This is a genomic window from Bradyrhizobium sp. FW305-F6 (assembly GCF_058782905.1).
In genome coordinates this window covers 497,911-518,775 of the sequence record NZ_JBYSYD010000004.1, presented here as the reverse complement: position 1 = coordinate 518,775, position 20,865 = coordinate 497,911, and the positions used below count along the sequence as shown (strand labels likewise).

Annotated in this window: 19 protein-coding genes; 8 read left to right on the top strand and 11 right to left on the bottom strand. The window is 65.6% G+C overall.

Features of this window, described 5'->3' with window-relative positions; all coding sequences use genetic code 11:
- Positions 1 to 103 precede the first annotated feature (103 nt).
- A complete protein-coding gene (locus AC3WLX_RS26920) occupies positions 104 to 3,613 on the top strand; it encodes a PAS domain-containing hybrid sensor histidine kinase/response regulator (RefSeq protein ID WP_492338221.1) in 3,510 nt (1,169 codons plus the stop codon).
- A 10-nt stretch (positions 3,614 to 3,623) separates the two neighbouring features.
- On the opposite strand, the gene AC3WLX_RS26915 is transcribed toward AC3WLX_RS26920, so the two are convergent.
- The 4 genes from AC3WLX_RS26915 to AC3WLX_RS26900 all read right to left on the bottom strand — a co-directional run bounded on the left by AC3WLX_RS26915 (position 3,624) and on the right by AC3WLX_RS26900 (position 6,586).
- Complete coding sequence (locus tag AC3WLX_RS26915) at positions 3,624 to 4,445, bottom strand: SDR family NAD(P)-dependent oxidoreductase (protein ID WP_492338220.1); 822 nt, start codon at positions 4,443 to 4,445, stop codon at positions 3,624 to 3,626.
- 18 nt (positions 4,446 to 4,463) lie between these two features.
- The gene (locus tag AC3WLX_RS26910; RefSeq protein ID WP_492338219.1) at positions 4,464 to 5,027 is read right to left on the bottom strand and encodes a cytochrome P460 family protein; all 564 of its coding nucleotides are present in this window, start codon (positions 5,025 to 5,027) and stop codon (positions 4,464 to 4,466) included.
- Positions 5,028 to 5,099: 72 nt separating this feature from the next.
- Positions 5,100 to 6,131, bottom strand: a complete 1,032-nt coding sequence (locus AC3WLX_RS26905; RefSeq protein WP_492338218.1) for an alpha/beta fold hydrolase — start codon at positions 6,129 to 6,131, stop codon at positions 5,100 to 5,102.
- 35 nt (positions 6,132 to 6,166) lie between these two features.
- Positions 6,167 to 6,586, bottom strand: coding sequence for an organic hydroperoxide resistance protein (locus AC3WLX_RS26900; protein WP_028178145.1), 420 nt, complete (start codon positions 6,584 to 6,586; stop codon positions 6,167 to 6,169).
- Positions 6,587 to 6,768: 182 nt separating this feature from the next.
- On the opposite strand from AC3WLX_RS26900, the gene AC3WLX_RS26895 reads away from it, so the two are divergent.
- Positions 6,769 to 9,600 (top strand): ATP-binding protein, encoded by a 2,832-nt coding sequence (locus tag AC3WLX_RS26895; RefSeq protein WP_492338217.1) that lies wholly within the window; start codon positions 6,769 to 6,771, stop codon positions 9,598 to 9,600.
- Between the two features lie 5 nt (positions 9,601 to 9,605).
- Here AC3WLX_RS26895 and AC3WLX_RS26890 read toward each other — a convergent pair whose 3' ends face one another.
- Positions 9,606 to 10,277 carry a response regulator gene (locus AC3WLX_RS26890; RefSeq protein WP_291626182.1) on the bottom strand — a complete coding sequence of 224 codons (672 nt, stop codon included), beginning with the start codon at positions 10,275 to 10,277 and terminating at the stop codon, positions 9,606 to 9,608.
- A 343-nt stretch (positions 10,278 to 10,620) separates the two neighbouring features.
- Here AC3WLX_RS26890 and AC3WLX_RS26885 point away from each other — a divergent pair, with 343 nt between their 5' ends.
- On the top strand, positions 10,621 to 12,246 hold the full coding sequence (locus AC3WLX_RS26885) for an MFS transporter (RefSeq protein ID WP_492338216.1): 1,626 nt from the start codon (positions 10,621 to 10,623) through the stop codon (positions 12,244 to 12,246).
- Between the two features lie 63 nt (positions 12,247 to 12,309).
- Here the strand turns inward: AC3WLX_RS26885 and AC3WLX_RS26880 are convergent, their stop codons facing one another.
- Both AC3WLX_RS26880 and AC3WLX_RS26875 read right to left on the bottom strand, forming a co-directional pair.
- Positions 12,310 to 12,783, bottom strand: a complete 474-nt coding sequence (locus AC3WLX_RS26880; protein WP_492338215.1) for a secondary thiamine-phosphate synthase enzyme YjbQ — start codon at positions 12,781 to 12,783, stop codon at positions 12,310 to 12,312.
- A gap of 168 nt (positions 12,784 to 12,951) precedes the next feature.
- The gene (locus tag AC3WLX_RS26875; RefSeq protein ID WP_492338214.1) at positions 12,952 to 13,482 is read right to left on the bottom strand and encodes a hypothetical protein; all 531 of its coding nucleotides are present in this window, start codon (positions 13,480 to 13,482) and stop codon (positions 12,952 to 12,954) included.
- A gap of 432 nt (positions 13,483 to 13,914) precedes the next feature.
- On the opposite strand from AC3WLX_RS26875, the gene AC3WLX_RS26870 reads away from it, so the two are divergent.
- The 5 genes from AC3WLX_RS26870 (at position 13,915) to AC3WLX_RS26850 (ending at position 16,531) form a co-directional block, all read left to right on the top strand.
- Positions 13,915 to 14,289 carry an AtpZ/AtpI family protein gene (locus AC3WLX_RS26870; RefSeq protein WP_492338213.1) on the top strand — a complete coding sequence of 125 codons (375 nt, stop codon included), beginning with the start codon at positions 13,915 to 13,917 and terminating at the stop codon, positions 14,287 to 14,289.
- 97 nt (positions 14,290 to 14,386) lie between these two features.
- The gene (locus AC3WLX_RS26865) at positions 14,387 to 15,136 is read left to right on the top strand and encodes a F0F1 ATP synthase subunit A (RefSeq protein WP_291626186.1); all 750 of its coding nucleotides are present in this window, start codon (positions 14,387 to 14,389) and stop codon (positions 15,134 to 15,136) included.
- 52 nt (positions 15,137 to 15,188) lie between these two features.
- Positions 15,189 to 15,419, top strand: a complete 231-nt coding sequence (locus tag AC3WLX_RS26860) for a F0F1 ATP synthase subunit C (RefSeq protein WP_008541273.1) — start codon at positions 15,189 to 15,191, stop codon at positions 15,417 to 15,419.
- Between the two features lie 60 nt (positions 15,420 to 15,479).
- Positions 15,480 to 16,040 carry a F0F1 ATP synthase subunit B family protein gene (locus tag AC3WLX_RS26855; RefSeq protein ID WP_492338212.1) on the top strand — a complete coding sequence of 187 codons (561 nt, stop codon included), beginning with the start codon at positions 15,480 to 15,482 and terminating at the stop codon, positions 16,038 to 16,040.
- Between the two features lie 5 nt (positions 16,041 to 16,045).
- On the top strand, positions 16,046 to 16,531 hold the full coding sequence (locus tag AC3WLX_RS26850) for a F0F1 ATP synthase subunit B family protein (RefSeq protein WP_492338211.1): 486 nt from the start codon (positions 16,046 to 16,048) through the stop codon (positions 16,529 to 16,531).
- A gap of 121 nt (positions 16,532 to 16,652) precedes the next feature.
- On the opposite strand, the gene AC3WLX_RS26845 is transcribed toward AC3WLX_RS26850, so the two are convergent.
- The 4 genes from AC3WLX_RS26845 to thrC all read right to left on the bottom strand — a co-directional run bounded on the left by AC3WLX_RS26845 (position 16,653) and on the right by thrC (position 20,755).
- On the bottom strand, positions 16,653 to 17,306 hold the full coding sequence (locus AC3WLX_RS26845) for a hypothetical protein (RefSeq protein WP_492338210.1): 654 nt from the start codon (positions 17,304 to 17,306) through the stop codon (positions 16,653 to 16,655).
- 117 nt (positions 17,307 to 17,423) lie between these two features.
- Positions 17,424 to 18,011 (bottom strand): GNAT family N-acetyltransferase, encoded by a 588-nt coding sequence (locus tag AC3WLX_RS26840; protein ID WP_492338209.1) that lies wholly within the window; start codon positions 18,009 to 18,011, stop codon positions 17,424 to 17,426.
- Between the two features lie 39 nt (positions 18,012 to 18,050).
- Positions 18,051 to 19,340: a M16 family metallopeptidase gene (locus AC3WLX_RS26835; protein WP_291627927.1), complete on the bottom strand. Its 1,290-nt coding sequence runs from the start codon at positions 19,338 to 19,340 to the stop codon at positions 18,051 to 18,053.
- Positions 19,337 to 20,755 (bottom strand): threonine synthase, encoded by a 1,419-nt coding sequence (thrC, locus tag AC3WLX_RS26830; RefSeq protein WP_492338208.1) that lies wholly within the window; start codon positions 20,753 to 20,755, stop codon positions 19,337 to 19,339. The genes AC3WLX_RS26835 and thrC overlap by 4 nt, the downstream gene beginning before the upstream one ends.
- Between the last annotated feature and the right edge of the window lie 110 nt (positions 20,756 to 20,865).

The following is a 20,865-nucleotide window of genomic DNA, read 5'->3' as shown; positions in this document are numbered from 1 at the left end:
CCCGGCCAGGCATTTCACTGTCGCCTCGCCCCGTCCGACGCGCTAGGCTTGCCGGGAAAATGAGCTCGGGCGCGGGCAGCGTCCAGGGAGAAGCGCGCTCACCATGCTGCACGATTGGGGCGTGATCGCCGCCGCCTTCGGCTATATCGGCTTTCTGTTCCTGGTGGCGAGCCACGGCGACCGCCGGTCGGCGGCCGGGCTCGGCCGCGCATCCGCGCTGATCTACCCGCTGTCGCTGGCGATCTACTGCACCTCCTGGACCTTCTTCGGCTCGGTCGGTTTCGCCACCCGCACCTCGACCGACTTCCTCGCCATCTACCTCGGCCCGATCCTGATGATCGGATTAGGGGCCGGCGTGCTTCGCCGCGTGATCCAGCTGGCGAAGGCCCACAACATCACCTCGATCGCCGATTTCATCGGGGCGCGCTACGGCAAAAGCCAGGCGGTCGCCGCAACCGTGGCGCTGATCGCCATCATCGGCTCGGTGCCCTACATCGCGCTCCAGCTCAAGGCGGTGGCCTCCTCACTCGAAACGATCCTGACCGAAGACCAGGCCTTCGCCCACATCCCCCTCGTCGGCGACGTGGCACTGATGGTGACGCTGTCGATGGCCGCCTTCGCGGTGCTGTTCGGCACACGGCAGACCGACGCCACCGAGCACCAGCACGGACTGATGCTGGCGGTCGCGACCGAATCCATCATCAAGCTGGTCGCCTTCCTCGCCGCCGGCATCTTCGTCACCTTCTGGATGTTCTCGCCGCACGAACTGATCGAGCGCGCCATGAAGACACCGGAGGCGGTGCGCGCGATCAACTATTCGCCGTCGATCGGCAATTTCCTCACCATGACGCTGCTGTCGCTGTGCGCGATCATGCTGCTGCCGCGCCAGTTCCACGTCAGCGTGGTGGAGAACTCCTCCGATGCCGAGGTCGGCCGCGCGCGCTGGCTGTTCCCGCTCTACCTCGTCGCCATCAATCTGTTCGTGATCCCGATCGCGCTTGCCGGCCTCGTCACCTTCCCGTTCGGCGCCGCCGACCCCGACATGTACGTGCTGGCCCTGCCGATGGAGGGCGGCGCGGACCTGCTCAGCGTCGTCGTCTTCGTCGGCGGCCTGTCGGCGGCAACCGCGATGGTGATCGTCGAATGCGTCGCGCTCTCCATCATGGTCTCGAACGACCTCGTGGTGCCCCTGGTGCTGCAACGCCGCCCGGAGGGGCGCGCCGGCGGTGCCGATTTCAGCAATTTCCTGCTGCGCTCGCGGCGGCTCGCGATCTTCGCCATCATGGTGATGGCTTACTTCTACTATCGCGCGCTCGGCAGTACCCAGCTCGCGGCCATCGGCCTGCTCTCCTTTGCCGCCATTGCACAGCTTGCACCGAGCTTCTTCGGCGGGCTTTTGTGGCGGCGCGCGACCGCACGCGGTGCCATCGGCGGCATGGCGGTTGGCTTCGCCGTGTGGCTCTATACGCTGTTCATACCGAGCTTCATGGATTCCTCGACCACGGGAATCCTGCTGCTCCAGCACGGCCCGTTCGGCATCGAGGCGCTGCGGCCGCAGGCGCTGTTCGGCGCCGACCTGCCGCCTTTGATGCACGGCGTGATCTGGTCGCTGTCGCTCAACATCCTGACCTATGTGCTGCTGTCGCTGGCGCGAAGGCCCTCGTCGATCGAGCTGCTGCAGGCCGACCTGTTCGTGCCCAACACGATCGCGCCGATCTCACCGAGCTTCCGCCGCTGGCGCACCAGCGTCACCGTGCAGGACATCCAGACCACGGTCGCGCAATATCTCGGACCCGACCGCGCCCGGCAATCCTTCGAGACCTTCTCGGCGCGGCGAAACGTGCGGCTGGAGCCCGGCGCGCCCGCCGATTTCGAGCTGTTGCAGCACGCCGAGCACCTGATTGCCTCCTCCATCGGCGCCGCCTCGTCGCGCCTCGTGATGTCGCTGCTGCTGCGCAAGCGCACCGTCTCCGCCAAGGCCGCGCTGAAGCTGCTCGACGACTCCCACGCAGCGCTGCATTTCAACCGCGAGATCCTCCAGACCGCGCTCAACCATGTGCGCCAGGGCATCGCCGTGTTCGATGCAGATCTGCAACTGATCTGCTCCAACCGGCAGTTCGGCGACCTGCTCAACGTTCCCCCGCATTTGATCCAGTTCGGCACGCCGCTTCGCGAGATCCTGGAATTCATCGGGGTGGGTGATCCGGACGATCGGACCGAGCGCGAGGCGGCGCTGGAGCGGCGCCTCACCGCCTACACCACAGACAGCGAGCCCTATCTCGAACGCCTGCCGGAACGGCACATGGTGATCGAGGTGCTCACCAACCACATGCCCGGCGGCGGCTTCGTCATCACCTTCACCGACGTCACGCCCAGCTTCGAAGCCGCGGAAGCGCTGGAGCGCGCCAATGCGACGCTGGAGAAGCGGGTGCGCGACCGCACGGAAGAGCTGACACGGCTGAACTCCGAGCTGGCTCTGGCCAAGAGCGCGGCGGAGGACGCCAGCATCTCCAAGACGCGCTTCCTCGCCGCGGCCAGCCACGACATCCTGCAGCCGCTGAACGCGGCGCGGCTCTATGTCACCAGCCTCGTCGAGCGCCAGCACAACGGCGAAGAGACCCGGCTGGTCGAGAACATCGACGAATCCCTGCAGGCGATCGAGGAGATCCTCGGCGCGCTGCTCGACATCTCCAGGCTCGACGCCGGCGCGATGACGACCTCGATCTCGAGCTTCAAGATGGCTGACCTGATGCGCTCGCTGGAGATCGAGTTCGCGCCGATCGCGCGCGCCAAGGGGTTGGAGCTGACCTTCGTGCCCTGCTCGCTGCCGGTCGAGTCGGACCGGCTCTTGCTGCGGCGCCTGCTCCAGAACCTGATCTCGAATGCGATCAAATACACCCCGCGCGGGCGCGTGCTGGTCGGCTGCCGCCGCCAGGGTGCCTCGCTCAAGATCTGCGTCTACGACACCGGCGTCGGCATTCCCGCGGTCAAGCGCGGCGAGATCTTCAAGGAATTCCATCGCCTCGAGCAGGGCGCGCGGATCGCGCGCGGCCTCGGGCTCGGACTATCGATCGTCGAGCGGCTCGCGCGCGTGCTCAAGCACGGCATCGCCATCGACGGCAATCGGAGCGGCGGCTCGGTATTCTCCGTGACGGTGCCGACGGCGGCGGCGGTCACCCACACCGCGGCCGTGACCAGCGCGACGCCGCTGGCGCGCACACCGATCTCGGGCGCGCTGATCGTCTGCATCGAGAACGATGCGGCGATCCTCGACGGCATGCGCACGCTGCTCAGGGCATGGGATGCCGAGGTGATCGCGGTCGCCGATCCCGAAGGCGCGATCGCGGCGATCGAAACGGCCGGGCGCTGCGTCACCGGCCTCCTGGTCGACTATCACCTCGATCGCGGCAACGGCATCGCCGCCATCCGCGAGATCCGCCGCCGCTTCGGCGATACCATCCCCGCGATCCTGATCACCGCCGATCGCAGCCCGGCCGTGCAGGTCGCCGCGCGCGACGAGAAGATAGCGGTGCTGAACAAGCCGGTGAAGCCGGCTTCGCTCCGCGCCCTGCTCGGCCAGTGGCGCACGCAGCAGATGGTGGCGGCGGAGTGAGACGCGTGCGTCAGTAGTCAGTCGATACGCTGAGCGCGCGCCACCTCTCCAATTCCTCGAGACGAAGCCTGTCCGCCGCCGCGATGGCGTTGACGGCATCGCTGCCGAGCGCGATGCGCAGAGGCGGGTGATCCATGTTCGCGAGCTGCAATACCACGTCGGCCGCCTTGGCGGGATCACCGGGCTGACGGCCATCGTAGTCGCGCTGCATCCTGACCGCGGCACCGACCACCGCGTCGTACTCCGGACGTCCTTCGTCGGTCTCATGCGAGGTCTGCGCAAAGCCGGTCCGGAAGCCGCCGGGCTCGACGATGGTCACATGCACGCCGATCAGCGCCATCTCGCGCGCCAGCGATTCCGAAAAGCCTTCGATACCCCATTTCGCCGCCGAATAGGGCGCGCGGGCCGGCGCGCCGATGCGGCCGCCGACCGACGAGACCTGCATGATGTGCCCGCGGCGCTGCTTGCGCAGCACCGGGATCGCCGCCTTGGTGACGATGATGGTGCCGATCAGATTGGCCTCGATCTGCTGCCGGAACGAGGCGAGGCTGGTGTCCTCGACCGAACCGAGATCGCCATAGCCGGCATTGTTCACGACGACGTCGAGACCGCCGAAGGCTTCCACCGCGAGGTCGATCGCCGCTTGCGCTGCCGCTTCGTCAGTCACGTCAAGCGTTGCCAGCCGCAGTCTTTCCCCGAAACGTTCGCGCAGCGGTTCGAGCGGGTCGAGCTTGCGAGCCGTGGCCACGACCCGGTTGCCCGCAACGAGTGCGGCTTCCGTGATAGCGCGCCCCAACCCGCGCGAACTGCCGCTGATGAACCAGGTCTTCATACCAGTCTCCGAAAGGACTTAACGCGCGAGCCGCGTGAACACGTAATCGTGGCTCTTGGCACGGGCTTCGTGACAGCCCCAGCAGGTGCGGTGCTGGGCCTCGTCAACCGGCTTGCCGTTGATGAAGCGGCCAAAGCCCCAGCCTCCAGTGGAGGCATATTTTTTGGAATCCTTGACCATCACCTGGACTGTCGTAGCAGCACCGGGGATCGTCGCGGATGCAAATTCAGGTGATTGCTTCCGCTTCCAAGCGCGCTTGACCAACACGGTCCCGTCTGGGAACGGAAGCTTGCCGACCTGGTAGGCATCGATGGCAGTCTGGTTGCCGACGACAGCGCGCAGTTCGTCGAGCGGCGCAGCCTCCTCGGCCGGCGCGATCAGCTCCCACTGCTTGTAGCCGGCGGGGATTGTGACGCCGAAGATCGGCGAGGCGTTGGCGGCCGTGCTTTCAGCCGGCGTCTGCGCCGAGACGATCGTGGCGAGATACGGCACGCAAGTCAGCAGAATGACGACGAGAACCACGGCAAGAACGATCACCGTGGAGAGTGCGAAGGTTTTCTTTTCGGGCTCGGGCGGGGTCATGATCTCTCAACAGGTTCGGAGCGACGGATATCCTCCGATCCAGCCGGGCTGGACCGGAGGCAGACAACATCCTCAGGCGCCGCTGTCGGCGTCGATGACGGCCTTGGCAAAGGCTTGCGGTGCTTCCTGCGGCAGATTATGGCCAATGCCGCCCGTGATCAGGCGAAATTCGTAACGGCCCGAGAACTTCCTGGCATAGGCGCTGGGGTCGGGATGCGGCGCGCCGTTGGCGTCGCCTTCCATCGTGATCGTCGGCACCTCAATCTGCGGAGCTGCGGCCAGCTTCTTTTCGAGATGCTCGTACTTCGCCTCGCCCTGGGCGAGCCCGAGCCGCCAGCGGTAATTGTGGATCGTGATCGCGACATGATCCTTGTTGTCGAGCGCCGCCGCGCTCCGGCTGAAGGTGGCGTCGTCGAACTTCCACTGCGGCGAGGCGAGCTTCCAGATCAGTTTCGCGAAATCGTGCGTATACTTCTCGTATCCGGCGCGGCCGCGCTCGGTCGCGAAGTAGAACTGGTACCACCATTGCAACTCCGCCTGCGGCGGCAACGGCGCACTGCCGGCAGCCTGGCTGGAGATCAGATAGCCGGAGACCGACACCAGTGCGCGGCAGCGGTCGGGCCACAGCGCGGCAATGACGTCCGCGGTGCGCGCGCCCCAGTCGAAACCGGCGACGACGGCTTTCTTGATATCGAGCTTGTCCATCAGCGCGATGATGTCGACGGCCATCGCCGCAGGCTCGCCGTTGCGCGGCGTCTCACTGGAGAGGAAGTGCGTCGTGCCGTAGCCGCGCAAATAAGGGACGATCACGCGATAGCCGGCCTTCGCCAGGATCGGCGCGACATCGACGAAGGCGTGAATGTCGTAGGGCCAGCCGTGCAACAGGATCGCGACGGGACCGTTCGAGGGCCCCACCTCCGCATAGCCGACGTTGAGAACGCCGGCGTCGATCTGCTTGATCGCCCCGAAGGACGCATTCGATGCGGAGGATCGTAGCGGTTCCGTCTCGGCGCGTGCGAGATCGATCACGCCGAGACCGACGGCGACGGCTCCTGTGGCGACGCCGAGAAACTGGCGGCGGTGTTGATCGATGATCTGCTTCATGGCGTTGCTACCTCGTGGTGGTTGATGATGCTGCGTCAGACCAGCGCGACCTTGACGTCGATGTTGCCGCGGACGGCCTTGGAGTAGGGGCAGGATTGATGCGCTTCATCGACGATGCCCTGTGCGGTCTCGCGATCGAGACCCGGCAGGCTGACATTGAGGCGCGCCCGGAGGGCATAAGTGCCTTCATCGAGAAGAAGATCGATTTCCGCATCGATCGCACTTTTCCTAGGAAGCACGATTTTCAGTTTGCGGGCCGCCATTTCCATCGCGCCTTCGAAGCAGGCCGACCAGCCGGCAGCGAACAATTGCTCGGGATTGGTGCCGATGCCTGCGCCACCTGGCGGCGACAGCTTGACGTCGAGGCGACCGTCGGAACTGCGCGACATGCCATCGTGCCGCCCGCCGCTGGTGTGCGTCCTGGCCGTGTAGAGCAGTTTTGCCGCTTGCGTCATGAAGGTCTCCTTGCCGTCGCACAACTGACTATCAGCGGTGCGCCCGGGAGACGCGTTTGGATTTGTGAGAAGTTGTGAGGTTTGTTCCGAGGCCTGCAAGCGCGGTCTGATGCCGATGCAAAGCCGGACTTGCTGGATCGCTGTATGCTGGCTATCGGTTCCCCAATGAGCAAGAGTTCGCGATGACTACGCCGACGGGGCCGAGACTCTCGTTCGGACCATTCACTGTGGCGCCACATGAAAGGCTCGTGACGCGCGACGGCGTCGCGGTGTCGCTGGGCGCGAAGGCCTTCGACGCGCTGATCGCGCTGATGTCGCGGCCGAACGAGGTCGTCAGCAAATGGGATCTGATGGCGCTGGTGTGGCCCGGCCTCACCGTTGAAGAGGCCAATCTGCGCTTTCACATCGCGGCTCTTCGCAAGGCGCTCGGCGACGGCAAGGACGGCGCGCGATACATCACCACGCTCTCAGGCCGCGGCTACTGCTTCGTGGCGCCGATCTCGCAAGCGGAGCTTCCGGCACTACGGCGGACCGCACCGCGCATGGAATTGCCTCCGGTCAAGCTGCCGAACCGGCTGCAACGGATGGTCGGACGCGACGAGGAGATGGCCGCCATCTCCGACAAGCTCCTCAACTCGCGCTTCGTCACGATCGCCGGACCAGGCGGCGTCGGCAAGACCGCCGTCGCGGTGGCGATCGCCCACGAGCTGCTCGAGACATTCTCCGATGCCGCGCACTTCGTGGACCTTGCCGCACTCAGCGATCCCGATCTCGTGATCACCTCGATCCTGCTGATGCTTGGCTTGCCGGCCCAGACCGATGATCCCCTGCCCGCGCTGCTCGCGCATGTCAGGGACAAGCGGATGCTGCTGATCCTCGACAATTGCGAGCATGTCATCGTCGCGGCGGCGCCGCTGGCCTCGGAGATCTTCCACGCTGCGCCGGATGTCCATATCCTCGCCACCAGCCGCGAAGCCCTGCGCGTGGAGGGCGAGCAGGTCTATCGACTGGCACCGCTCGCGGTTCCGCCCGACGGCTCCGGTCTGACGGTCGCCGCGGCACAGACCTACCCCGCACTTCAGCTCTTCCTCGAACGTGCCACGGCCGGCGGCGCGCAGATCGCGCTCGACGATGCCAAGGCCGCGATCATCGCGGGGATCTGCCGCAAGCTCGACGGCATGGCTCTGGCGATCGAACTCGCCGCCGGCCGTGTCGAAGCTTACGGCCTCGAGCAAACCGCCGCGCTGCTCGACGAGCGTCTCAATCTGCTCTGGCAGGGCCAACGCACCGCGCCGCCGCGGCAGAAGACGTTGCAGGCGACACTGGACTGGAGCTACGGGCTCCTGTCCGACGTCGAGCGCCTCGTGTTGCGGAGGCTGGCGGTCTTCGTAGGCCACTTCACCATCGACGCGGCACTCGAGGTCGTGCCGGACGAACGCGCCGATCGTTCCCAGCTGTTCGGTGCCATCGACGGCCTCGTCGCTAAATCGATGGTCGCGCCGCGGCCGATCGGCGCGATGATGCGCTACCGTCTGCTCGATACCACGCGCGCCTATCTGCTCGAGATCGAGCCGGACGACGCCGCGCTCCCCGCCCGCCACGCGAGCTACTACCGGCGATGGCTGGAACAGGCCGGCAGCACATGGGTGGCGACACCGAATGCGGACGAACGGGCGATCCACTTCTCCGCGCTCCACAACGTGCGTGCCGCGCTGGACTGGTGCTTTGGCGCGGGCGGCGACGCCAACGCCGGCATTGCCCTCGCCGCCGCGGCAGCGCCGATCTTCCTCGCGATGTCTCTCTTGATCGAATGCCGCCGATGGTCGGAACGGGCGCTGCTTGCGATTGCCCCCTCCTCGCGCGGCGGCACCGAGGAAATGCACATCCAGGCCGCCCTCGGACTGACGCTGATGTTCACGCGCGGGGGCAGCGATGCGGCGCGCAGGGCCTTGAGCAGGAGCCTTACGATCGCCGAGGCGCGCGGCGACGCGCCGAACCAGCTCCAGCTGCTCGGCCGCATGCATATCTTCCACGAACGGATGGGACAATTCGACGCCGCGCTTGGCTATGCGCAGCAGAGCCTTGCGGTCGCGAGGTCGCTCGGCGATCCCGGCTCGATCGCTCTCGCCCATTCGCTCCTCGGAGTTTCGCTCCACCTGGCCGGCGAGCATCGCGACGCGTTGAAGATGCTGGAGGTCGCATGGCAAGGGCCGGGCGCCGAACGAATCAGCACAATTCATGGCTTCGATCATCGCAACCGGGCCGGCATCACGCTGGCGCGCGAACTCTGGTTGCAGGGCCGGCCCGCGGACGCGCGGCAGCTGGCGCAGCAGAGTGTGGCCGAGGCCGCCTTGATGGAGCATCCGATCACGCTATGCATCGCGTTGATCTGGGCAGTCTCGATCTCGCTCTGGGACGGCGATCTCGACGGCGCGGAACAGAGCATCGATCGGTTCATCGCGCATGCCGAATCTCGATCGATGGGGCCCTATCTCATGGTGGGCCGCGGCGTGAAGGGCGAACTTGCGATCCGGCGGGGAGACGCCGCACATGGCGTCGAAACGATCAGGGCTTGCCTGCGCGAGCTCCACGAGGCCGGCTACGAACTGCTCACCACGACCTTCAACATCGCGCTGGTTCAGGGCTTGCTGGCGCTTGGACAGTTCGAGCAGAGCGCGGGCCTGATCGACGATGCGATCCGGCTCGTCGAGCAGAGCGGCGATCATCTCTACATGCCCGAGCTGTTGCGGATGAAGGGCAGAGTTCTGTTGTCGCTGCCGGAGCCCGACGCCGAGTCGGCAGAAGCCCACTTCATGCAATCCCTGGATCTGAGTCGTCGCCAAGGCGCCCTCGCCTGGGAGCTGCGCGCCACGATCGATCTCGCCGGGCTGCTTGCCGAACGCGGGCAGCGCGACGAGGCGAAGCGATGGCTGCAATCGGCGCTCGAGGGCTTTGCCGAGGGCTCCGATACGGCGGATATCAGAGCGGCCAGCATGCTTCTGACCACACTGTAGCAGCCTCACCCCGCCGTCGTACCCTGATTCCACTGGCCGCCGGCGATCTTCGCGGCCGCAATCACCGCCTGCGTCCGGCTCTCGACGCCGAGCTTCTGCAGGATCGCCGAGACATGGGCCTTGATGGTGGCCTCGGAGACGCCGAGCTCATAGGCGATCTGCTTGTTGAGAAGGCCCTCCGACAGCATCATCAGGACCCGGACCTGCTGCGGCGTCAGCGTCACCAGGCGGTCGCGGAGGCGGGTCATGTCGGGATCGGCCGCAGCCGACAGGTCGGTGTCGGCGGGAACCCAGACGTCGCCCTCCATCACCTTGAGAATGGCGTCACGCAAGGTCTCGACGCCGAACCGCTTCGGGATGAAGCCGGACGCACCGAAGTCGAGCGAGCGGCGGATCGTGGCGCTGTCGTCGGACGCCGAGACGATCACGACCGGAATCGCCGGATATTGCGCGCGCAGATAGATCAGGCCGGAAAAGCCGGAGATCCCGGGCATCGAGAGGTCGAGCAGGATGAGGTCGACCTCGGACGTCTGCTCCAGGAGCTTGGTCAGATCCTCGAAGGAGCCGGCTTCGTCGATCCTGGCAGACGGGAGCACGCCCGCCACCGCCTGCCGCAGCGCATCGCGGAACAGGGGATGATCATCGGCGATGACGAGATGAGTCGTTGGAGCGTTCATCGTTCTTTTGCTGTCGTTCGCGCCAGGCCGGCGAGCAGATCCGGGGTGCGTCAATTCTTCCCCGAGCCGCGGTGGCATGCAAGTGCACATTATCCCTTTGCAGCAAAGGGGTTAATCCCCGCCCTGATGGCCCGCGCGCCGCTCCCGGATACCGCGACCTCACTGGTGCGACAGTGCGCAAGGCCGAAAGTCGTATTGGGGCGGGTTTCACGCCGATGTTACCTTGCGGCCAAGACCTGGGTCGATCCGGCACGTCCGGACGTCCGGGGCGCGAGGGAAACGCATTTTTGGGGAGCGATTCAACATGACGACAGTGGCTGTGTCTGAAACACGCGCGGGAGGTATGACGAAGGACGAACGTTTCGTCATTCTCGCCTCCTCGCTCGGTACCGTCTTCGAGTGGTACGACTTCTATCTCTACGGCTCACTGGCCGGCATCATCGGCGCACAGTTCTTCTCGGCCTATCCGCCAGCGACGCGCGATATCTTCGCGCTGCTGGCGTTTGCCGCGGGCTTCCTGGTCCGTCCGTTCGGCGCCATCGTGTTCGGCCGCGTCGGCGACATCGTCGGCCGCAAATACACCTTCCTCGTCACCATCCTGATCATGGGCCTGTCGACCTTCATCGTCGGCCTGCTGCCCAACGCGGCCACCATCGGCATCGCGGCCCCAATCATCCTGATCGTGCTGCGCCTCGCCCAGGGCCTGGCGCTCGGCGGTGAGTATGGCGGTGCGGCGACCTACGTCGCGGAACATGCGCCGAACGGCAAGCGCGGCTTCTACACCTCCTTCATCCAGACCACGGCGACCCTCGGCCTGTTCCTGTCGCTGCTGGTGATTCTGTTCACCCGCACCGCGCTCGGTGAGACCGAATTCGCAGCGTGGGGCTGGCGCATTCCGTTCCTGGTCTCGGTGCTGCTGCTCGGCATCTCGGTCTGGATCCGGCTTCGCCTGAACGAATCGCCGGTCTTCCAAAAGATGAAGGAAGAGGGGAAGGGTTCGAAGGCGCCGCTGACGGAGGCCTTCGGCAACTGGCAGAACGGCAAGCTCGTGCTGCTCGCCCTGCTCGGCGGCGTGATGGGCCAGGGCGTGGTCTGGTACACCGGCCAGTTCTACGCGCTGTTCTTCCTGCAGTCGATTTTGAAGGTCGACGGCTATACCGCCAACCTGCTGATTGCTTGGTCGCTGCTGCTCGGCACCGGCTTCTTCATCGTGTTCGGCGCACTCTCCGACAAGATCGGCCGCAAGCCGATCATCCTCGGCGGCTGCCTGATCGCGGCCCTCACCTTCTTCCCGATCTTCAAGATGATCACGTCCAACGCCAACCCGGCGTTGGAGAAGGCGATCGAGTCGGTCAAGGTCGAGGTGGTGGCCGATCCCGCCGGCTGCGGCGATCTGTTCAACCCGGTCGGCACACGCGTCTTCACCGCGCCTTGCGACACGGCGCGCGCCTACCTGTCGCAATCGTCCGTCAGGTACACGACGGCGCCGGGTCCGGCCGGCTCGGGCGTGAAGGTCGTGGTCAACGGCAAGGAGGTGCCCTACGCCAACGCCAAGGACAGCAACCCGGCGGTTCTCGCCGCGGTGCAGGCGGCCGGCTATCCGAAGGCGGGTGACGCCGCCATCGTGAAGATGTCGCATCCGTTCGACATTTTCCGTCCGCAGGTGGCGGCGATCGTCGGCTTGCTGTTCGTCCTGGTGCTGTTCGTCACCATGGTGTACGGCCCGATCGCGGCGATGCTGGTCGAACTGTTCCCGACCCGCATCCGCTACACCTCGATGTCGCTGCCCTACCACATCGGCAACGGCTGGTTCGGCGGCTTGCTGCCCGCCACCGCCTTCGCCATCGTGGCCTCCACCGGCGATATCTATGCCGGCCTTTGGTACCCGATCATCTTCGCCTCGATTACCGTCGTGATCGGCTTCTTCTTCCTGCCGGAGACGAAGGACGTCGACATCAAGTCGAACTAATCGACGACAGCGAGCGACCACACCAACCGGCCGCGGTCTCCGCGGCCGGTTTTGTTTGAGCGTCTACTGATTGCTGCCGATGAATTGCAGCACGATCTCGCGGCGATGCGGGCGCGTTCGGTGCTCGATCAGATAGATCGCCTGCCAGGTGCCGAGCGCGAGCCTGCCGCTCAGGACCGGGACATGGAGGCAGGCTCCGGTCAACATCGTCTTGACGTGGGCCGGCATGTCGTCCGGTCCTTCGGTGTCGTGGGTCCACCCCGCGTTCTCCGGTGCGAGCCGGGACAGCGCCGTGGTGAGATCGACCAGCACGGAGGGATCGGCGTTTTCCTGGATGGTCAGCGAGGCCGAGGTGTGGCGGACAAACAGCGTCAGCGCGCCGTCGCGCGCGCGGGCCTCGGCAATGAATTTTGCAGCCTCGCTGGTCAGATCGGTGAAGCCGCGGCCCGGAGTCTGCACGGTGAGCAGTGAGGATGTGACTGTCGTGGCTTGCACCGAGGACGGTGCCGAGCGGGTGACGGATCTGGCTGATGTCATGAAAGGTCTCGATTGATCGAACACTGCGGAAGGGTGGGCAAAGCGGCTTGTCCGCCATAGCTCGAAGAGCGACGGCGGAAGCGCGCCTACGCGTCTGTTGTCGTACGGAAAAATTCGTGGGCACGGCGCAGTTGCGCCTTTGCTGACCCTACGGCACCTCGTCACACGTCAGATCTTCCCCGACACGTCCTTCTGCACGCGATTGGCCATGTCGATCAGCCGCCGCCAGGCCTTCTCCAGGAACGACATCATGCGATCGACGTCCTGGTCGCTCGGCAGCGGAATCTCGATCTTGCGCTCGCCTCCGCCGGCCTTTGGCTCGCCTTCGGCGGTTCTGGGCTCGCCCTCGGTTTTGGGCTCGGCCTTCCTCAGCGGGTCGGATTTCGGCAGCGCCTCGTCGATCTTGCCCGACACCGTCGGTCCCGCGGCAAGCCGACCTTTCAGCCTTTCGACCTCGGCCTGGAGCCTGCCGATCTCGGCATCGAGCGCGGCCCGCTCGTCAGGCACCGCATAGCAAGCCCAGCCGGCATCGTTCTTGGTGCAGGTCGACACCGTGCCGGTGCGCGTGTCCAGCCGCAGCACGCCCTCGGGGATGGGCGTCATGCTGTAGCGACCATTTTCGCCGTCGGGCGCAGATTGTGCCGCCACCACCCCGCCGCTGACGACCATCACCACCGCAGCCGCCGCGAGCCATGGCATTGAGGATGGCCTTGGGAATGGTCTCGGGAATGGTCTTGGGGACGGCGTTGTGGATGATGTCGCGGGTCTCATCGCCTACTCCGGGCAAGGCGTTGCTGCGGCTTCTGCGCAATTCTACACCCCCATCGGGCAATCCGCCGCTTAAAACCCGCCCCCTGCAACCAACGAACGCGGGGGCTTCTTTGATCCCGACGGCGCTGCGAGAGGACGGCCGCATCCGCCGATCGTGAGGAGACCTGCTGCGGTGCGGCGTCACACTGTGTGCAGCGCTGCGCGCACGCCGATATCATCAGACAAATCAGTTACATAAGCGAAAGCGACGCAATCGTGACTTGGCTTGACTTGATTATGGGCCATCAGTATGGTCCGCGCGGCTTTTGAGGGTGACGGGCGTAATTTCCATTCAGCCGCAGCGTTTCGGGTCTTCGTTGCATGACACAGGGCACGGGACACGGCGAGGATGGAAATCGCGATCGGTCATCCGAGGAAGCTGCGCTTTCCGAACGGCTCGGGAGTCTGAATCAACGGTTGTCCGAGTTTCGCGACCGCCGGACCAGGACCGAGCAACCCGCAGGTGACGATGGAGACAGAGCCGCCAGAGCCTCGGCGATGGCGCTTGGTTTCCGGTTATCCTCGGAGTTGATCGCCGGAGTCGCTGTCGGAGCGGGGATGGGCTGGGGCTTCGACCACTTGCTGTCGACGTCGCCTTTCGGGTTTATCGTGTTCCTGTTGCTTGGCTTCGCCGCCGGCGTGGTGAATGTGGTGAGAACGGCGGGTGCGGGTCAGAACAAGCGCGGTGGTTCGTAACTGGCTTGGCCAGATTAACTGACGTGCCGCTCGCCGGCACGGCCGGTCGGCGGACCTTGACGGGTCGGCTCGCCGGCAGACGAGAGATGCCGCGCGGATGAAAATCGACCCGATCCACCAATTCAACGTCGAACCGCTCTTCACGATCGGCCGTATCGGCGACCACACGATCGCGTTCACCAATGCCTCTCTCTACATGTTTGTGGCGGTGGGGATCATTGCGCTGCTGTTGCTCACCAGCGGCAAGCAGCTGGTTCCCGGGCGCATGCAGTCGGTGGCCGAACTCTCTTACGAGTTCGTGGCCAGCATGATCCGCAGCACCGCCGGCTCGGACGGCATGCGGTTCTTCCCGCTGATCTTCTCGCTTTTCATGTTCATCTGCGTGTCGAACCTGGTCGGCATCGTTCCTTACACGTTCACCGTCACGAGCCACCTCATCGTCACCGCCGCGCTCGCGCTGCTGGTGTTCTTCACGGTGCTCTTCTACGGCCTCTACAAGAACGGGCTGAAGTTCCTGAAAGTGTTCGTGCCCTCGGGCGTTCCGGGCTACATCCTGCCGCTGGTCATGGCGATCGAGGTGCTGTCGTTCTTCCTGCGCCCGGTCTCTCACAGTGTTCGACTGTTCGCGAACATGCTGGCCGGCCACATCGCCCTCAAGGTGTTCGCCGGCTTCGTCGCCATGCTCGGAGCCTCGCTCGGGGTGGTCGGCTGGATCGGCGGCGTGATGCCGCTGGCACTCGCCGTCGCGCTCACCGCGCTCGAACTGCTGGTCGCGTTCCTGCAAGCCTATGTGTTTGCGATCTTGACCTGTATCTACCTCAACGACGCCATTCACCCTGGACACTGAGTGATCCGGGTGCTTTTCCACCCACACCTGTCTTTCTTCGAAGGAGTCAAAAATGGATCCGCAAGCAGCGAAATTTCTCGGCGCGGGCATCGCGTGCATCGGCATGGGCGGCGCCGGCATCGGCGTGGCCTTCATCTTCGGCAACTATCTGTCAGCCGCGATGCGCAACCCGGCAGCTGCCCAGGGCCAGTTCGGCAACCTGATTTTCGGCTTCGCCGTGACCGAAGCGCTCGGCATCTTCTCGCTGCTGATCGCTCTGCTGCTGCTGTTCGTCCCGCTCTGAACGCGTTTCGCGCCGCTTCCCGGTCGGGGGCGGCGCGTCTGACAGCAACAGGAGAACTCCATGGCTGAAAGTCATGGCGGCGCCAAGGGTACCGGCGCTCACACGGAGGCTGACGGCGGCCACCACGGCGGCGGCTTTCCCCCGTTCGAGAGCAGCACCTTTGCCTCGCAACTGGTGTCGCTCGCGGTCGCCTTCGCCGCGCTGTATCTGATCGTGTCCCGTCTCGCGCTGCCGCGTGTCGGCGGTGCGATCGAGGCGCGTCAGAACAAGATCGAAGGCGATCTCGCCGAAGCGCAGAAGCTGAAGGATCAGTCCGAGGCGGCGCTCAAGGCCTATGAGGGCGAGCTCGCGGCGGCGCGCGCGCGTGCTCAGGCGATCGGCAACGAATCCCGCGAGAAGGCGAATGCGCAGGCGGAAGCCGAGCGCAAGGCGCTGGAAGAACAATTGGCGGCCAAGCTCGCCGGGGCCGAACAAACCATCGCCTCGACCCGTGCCGCCGCCATGAGCAACGTCCGCGGCATCGCGGCCGATGCGGCTGGCGAGATCGTGCAGCACCTCACCGGCGTCGTCCCTGACGCTGCGTCGGTCAGTGCCGCCGTCGATGCGTCCTTGAAGGGTTAGTCGAGATGTTCTTCACGCCTGAGTTCTGGGTCGCCGTCGCTTTCGTGATCCTGATGGTGATCTTCGGCTATGTCGGGGTGTTCAAGACTGCGATGTCGGCACTCGATCATCGTGCCGCTCGCATCAAGGCCGAACTTGAAGAGGCGGCGCGCCTCAAGCAGGAGGCAGCAAAGGTGCTTGCCGACTACAAGGCGCGCACCGCATCGGCCGAACGCGAGGCGGCTGACATCATCGCCAACGCCAACGCCGAAGCGGAGCGCATCGCGGCAGAGGCGAAGGCAAAGCTGGAAGACTTCGTCGCCCGCCGGACCAAGACCGCGGAGGGCAAGATCGCGCTCGCCGAGGCCCAGGCTGTCGCCGACGTCCGTGCCGCTGCCGCAGAGGCCGCCGTCCAGGCCGCCTCCACGATCCTGTCGCAGTCGGTCAGGGGCCAGGTAGCGGACGACCTTCTGGCCAAGAGCATCAGCGAAGTTCGGCAGAAGCTGAACTGAGACGTTTGCCTCCACCAAATAAAAAAAGCCGGTGCGGTGAGCGCCGGCTTTTTTGTTTGGGGCGTATCAACATTCACAATCGCGGTGCCATCAGCCGCCGAGCTCGCGGCGCAGCCTCACCCTATTTCTTCTTCCGTCCCTTCGGCTCGGGCGACAGCGCCTGGGGGTCGAAGCCGACATAGAAGATGTAGTTCTCGGCGACCGCGGCCGCCGGCACCGGATAGGTCAGATCCTCGGCGATGAAGGTGAAAGGCACGCTGCCGCCGTCCGCCATCTGCACTGTGGTCCGGTAAGCTTTCGAGGCGATCACCTTCTCGCCGATACCGCCCTGCACGACGGCGATGCGCAGCGGCACCTCGACCGTGGCGGGCGCACCCGCAGGACCGGCGATGACCCGGCCCTGGATGCCGATCCGGGCGGTGATGCCCTCGCTGCTGCGGAAGCATTCGCGCGCCATCTTGGAGATCGTGGCTTGGAAGCGAATCTCATTGCCGACGGCAGGCTTGCCGCTGGCGCCGACCGCGTAGGTCGAAGCTCCCGAACGTACCGTCACCTGAGGGCAATCGATCTCGTCCTCGGCCGGCTGGCCGGGCGCGGGGGCAGGAGTGGGCTGGGCCGGCTCGTCCGACTTGCCTCCGAACAGGCTCTTGAAGCGGTCGGTGAATGACTGCGCCGCCACCGGCGACACGCCTGCCAAGGACACCGACACGACGAGAGCGATCGCAGGCACAAGCCGCGGCACATTCCGCGATGACCGAAGCTGCTTCCCCTTCAAGGCCCTACTCCATTGACGACAATCCGGCCGATCACCGGCAGGTCCCGCGGGTTATATCGCCAAAATCGGCGAACCCAAGGCAGCAAAAAGGGGATTGGACGGACGGAGCGGGCCCACTCAGCCGCGGAAATCCTCGTGCAAGAGGCCGAACAGCAAATGATCCTGCCAGACCCCGTTGATGCAGAGATAGCGGCGCGCCAGGCCCTCGCGCGAGAAGCCGCACTTCTCCAGCACCCGGATCGACGGCGCATTGGTGGGGATGCAGGCGGCCTCGACCCGATGCAGATTGAGCTCGCCGAACAGCGTCGGCAGCAGCACCCGCAGGGCCGCCGTCATGTAGCCGCGATGGGCATGAGGCTGGCCCACCCAATAGCCGATGGTGCCCGCCTGCACGATGCCGCGCCGGACATTGGCCAGCGTGATGCCGCCGACCAGGGCGCCGTCGAGTTCGCGGAAGATCAGAAAGGGATAGGAGCGGTCCGCCGCGATGTCCTCGGCATAGCGGCGGAGGCGGCGGCGGAAGCCGGAGCGCGTCAGATCGTCGGACGGCCAGATCGGCTCCCAGGGCGTGAGATAGTCGCGGCTGGTTTCCCGCAAATGAGCCCATTGCAGGAAGTCCGACATTTGCGGTGCACGCAGCAACAACCCGTTGCCGCGCGGGGCGAGGGCGGCGGGTCCACTGGATGGCAGGCGAAACAGGGCCATGGTGATGCTTCCTGAGGCAGATCAGCCCGCGCGCGGCTCCTAATGCAGCCGCGCCTTGGCGCGCGCCCGGGTCAATCCTTCCGCAAAAGACACCGCCGTGTCCAGACCCCTGCCGCTACCCAGTGCGACAACGGCGGGGCGGCTCCGCAACAGCAGCGCACGGGCCGCGTCCCGTGTCGATTCGACGCTGACGGCATCGATCCGGGCCACCAGCTCCTGGACGGTTTGCGGGCGGCCATAGGCCAGCACATGCCGGGCGAGCTGCTCGGCGCGGGAGGAGCAGCTCTCCAGCGCCATCAACAGACCCGCCTTCATCTGCGCCTTGGCCCGGGCGATCTCGGCCTCGGTCAGCGTCTCCACCGACTCGTTCATGATGTCGACCACCACCTCCATCATCTCCGGAGCATCGGCCGGATCGGTGCCGGTGTAGAGGCCGAAGAAGCCGGTGTCGGTATAGGGCGCGTGGAACGAATAGATGGAGTAGCAGAGGCCGCGCTTCTCGCGCACCTCCTGGAACAGGCGCGACGACATTCCGCCGCCGAGGATGTTGGTGAAGACCTGGAGTGAGAACAGCGACGGATCGGCCTGCGGCACCCCTTCGAGCGCGAGCGTCAGATGAGCCTGTTCGAGCTCGCGATGCACCACCTTGACACCGCCCTGGCCGAACTGGGCCGATTGCGGCTTGGGTCCCGGCGTCGCCTCGAAGCTTGCAAAGCGCTTTTCGACCTCGGCGGCGACCTGGTCGTGATCGACCGCGCCGGCCGCCGCCACCACCATGTCGGGCCCGCGATAGTGCGTCGAGAGGTAGCCACGCAGCATGTCGCGGTTGAAGGCGCGCAGGGTCTTGGCAGTGCCGAGCAGCGAGCGGCCCATCGGCTGGTCGGGATAGCAGAGCTCGTTCAGATGCTCGAACACGACGTCATCAGGCGTGTCCTGCGCGGCCCCGATTTCCTGCACGATGACGTTCTTCTCGCGCTCCAGCTCGTCGGGCTCGAACGCGGGATTGGCGAGGATGTCGGCGAGCACGTCGAGCGCGAGCGGCACATCGGCTTTCAGCACCCGCGCGTAATAGGACGTCGTCTCGGTCGAGGTGCCGGCATTAAGATCGCCGCCGACCGCCTCGATCTCCTCGACGATCTCGCGCGAGGAGCGCGTCGTCGTGCCCTTGAACGCCATGTGCTCGAGCAGATGCGAGATGCCGTGCTCATTCGGCTTCTCGTCGCGCCCGCCGACGCCGGCCCAGACGCCGAGCGCGGCAGTTTCGAGATGGGGCATCCTGTCGGTGACGATGGTCAGGCCGGAGGCAAGCTTGGACATCTCGACGCTCATCCGGCAACTCCCTGCTTTGCGGCGCGGCTGACCGACAACACGAACCGCTCGAGCTCGCCCTGATCGTTCTTCATCACCTTGATGTGTTCGGATTTGGTCATCAGGCCGTCGAGCCAGGCCGGCAGTTGCGGCCGGTGACCGCACGCCGCCTCGACCGCATCGGGGAATTTGGCCGGATGGGCGGTGGAGAGCACGATGCTCGGCACCCGCGTGTCGGTGGTGTCGCGGTCCGCGACGGCGAGGGCCACCGCCGTATGGGGATCGACCAGTTCGCCCGCTTCGCGCCAGGCGGCGCGGATCGCCGCTGCGGTCTCGGTCTCGTCAGCGCGCCCGGCGTCGAACCCATCGCGAATTGCGGCGAGCGTCGCATCGGGCAGCACGAAACGTCCGGACTGCTTCAGCTGTTCCATCAGACGGCGCACGCCCGCCGCGTCGCGCCGGCCGGCCTCGAACAGCAGCCGCTCGAAATTCGACGAGATCTGGATGTCCATCGATGGCGACGCCGTCGCGTGCACCTCGCGCACCTCGTAGATCCCGGTTTTCAGCGTGCGCGCCAGGATGTCGTTGACGTTGGCGGCGATGCGCAGGGTGCGGACCGGCAGCCCCATGCGCTTGGCGACGTAGCCCGCGAAGATGTCACCGAAATTGCCCGTCGGCACCACGAAATCGACCGCACGCGCCGGCGCACCGACGGCAACGGCGGAGGTGAAATAATAGACCACTTGGGCGACGATGCGCGCCCAGTTGATGGAATTGACGCCGGATAGCGCGGTGGCATCGCGGAAGCGATGGTTGTTGAACATCCCCTTCACGAGCGCCTGGCAATCATCGAAATTGCCCTCGATGGCGAGCGCATGGACATTGGCCGCCCCCGTCGTCGTCATCATCCGCCGCTGCACCTCGGAGATGCGGCCATGCGGAAACAGCACGATGAGATCGACGTTCTCGAGGCCGGCGAAGGCGTCTACGGCGGCACCGCCGGTATCGCCGGAGGTCGCGACCACGATGGTGGTGCGCTGGCCGCGCTTGGCGAGCACGTGGTCCATCAGCCGCGAGATCAGCTGCATCGCGACGTCCTTGAAGGCGAGCGTCGGACCGTGGAACAGCTCCAGCACGAACTGATGCGGCGCCATCTGGCGCAGCGGCACCACCGCGGGATGACGGAAGGTGGCATAGGCCTCGTTGGCCATGCGGCCGAGCTCGGCGTCCGAGATCTCGCCGCCGGCGAAGGGACGAATCACATCGACCGCGACCTCCCAATAGGGGCGACCGAAGAAGCCGGCGATGGCCTCGGTGGAGAGCTGCGGCCAGACGGCCGGCACATAGAGGCCACCGTCGCGCGCGAGCCCGGTCAGCATCACGTCGCAGAAGCCGAGTTCCGGGGCCTCGCCCCGGGTCGAGATATAACGAGTCAAACTGCCCTCCAAAGGCGGGGCGAGGCGGCGCTCGATCCTTAAGCCTTTGATTTTAAGTAAGTACTTGCCAACAGCCAGAGGCTTTGGGCCACCATAAAGTGTTTTGCGGC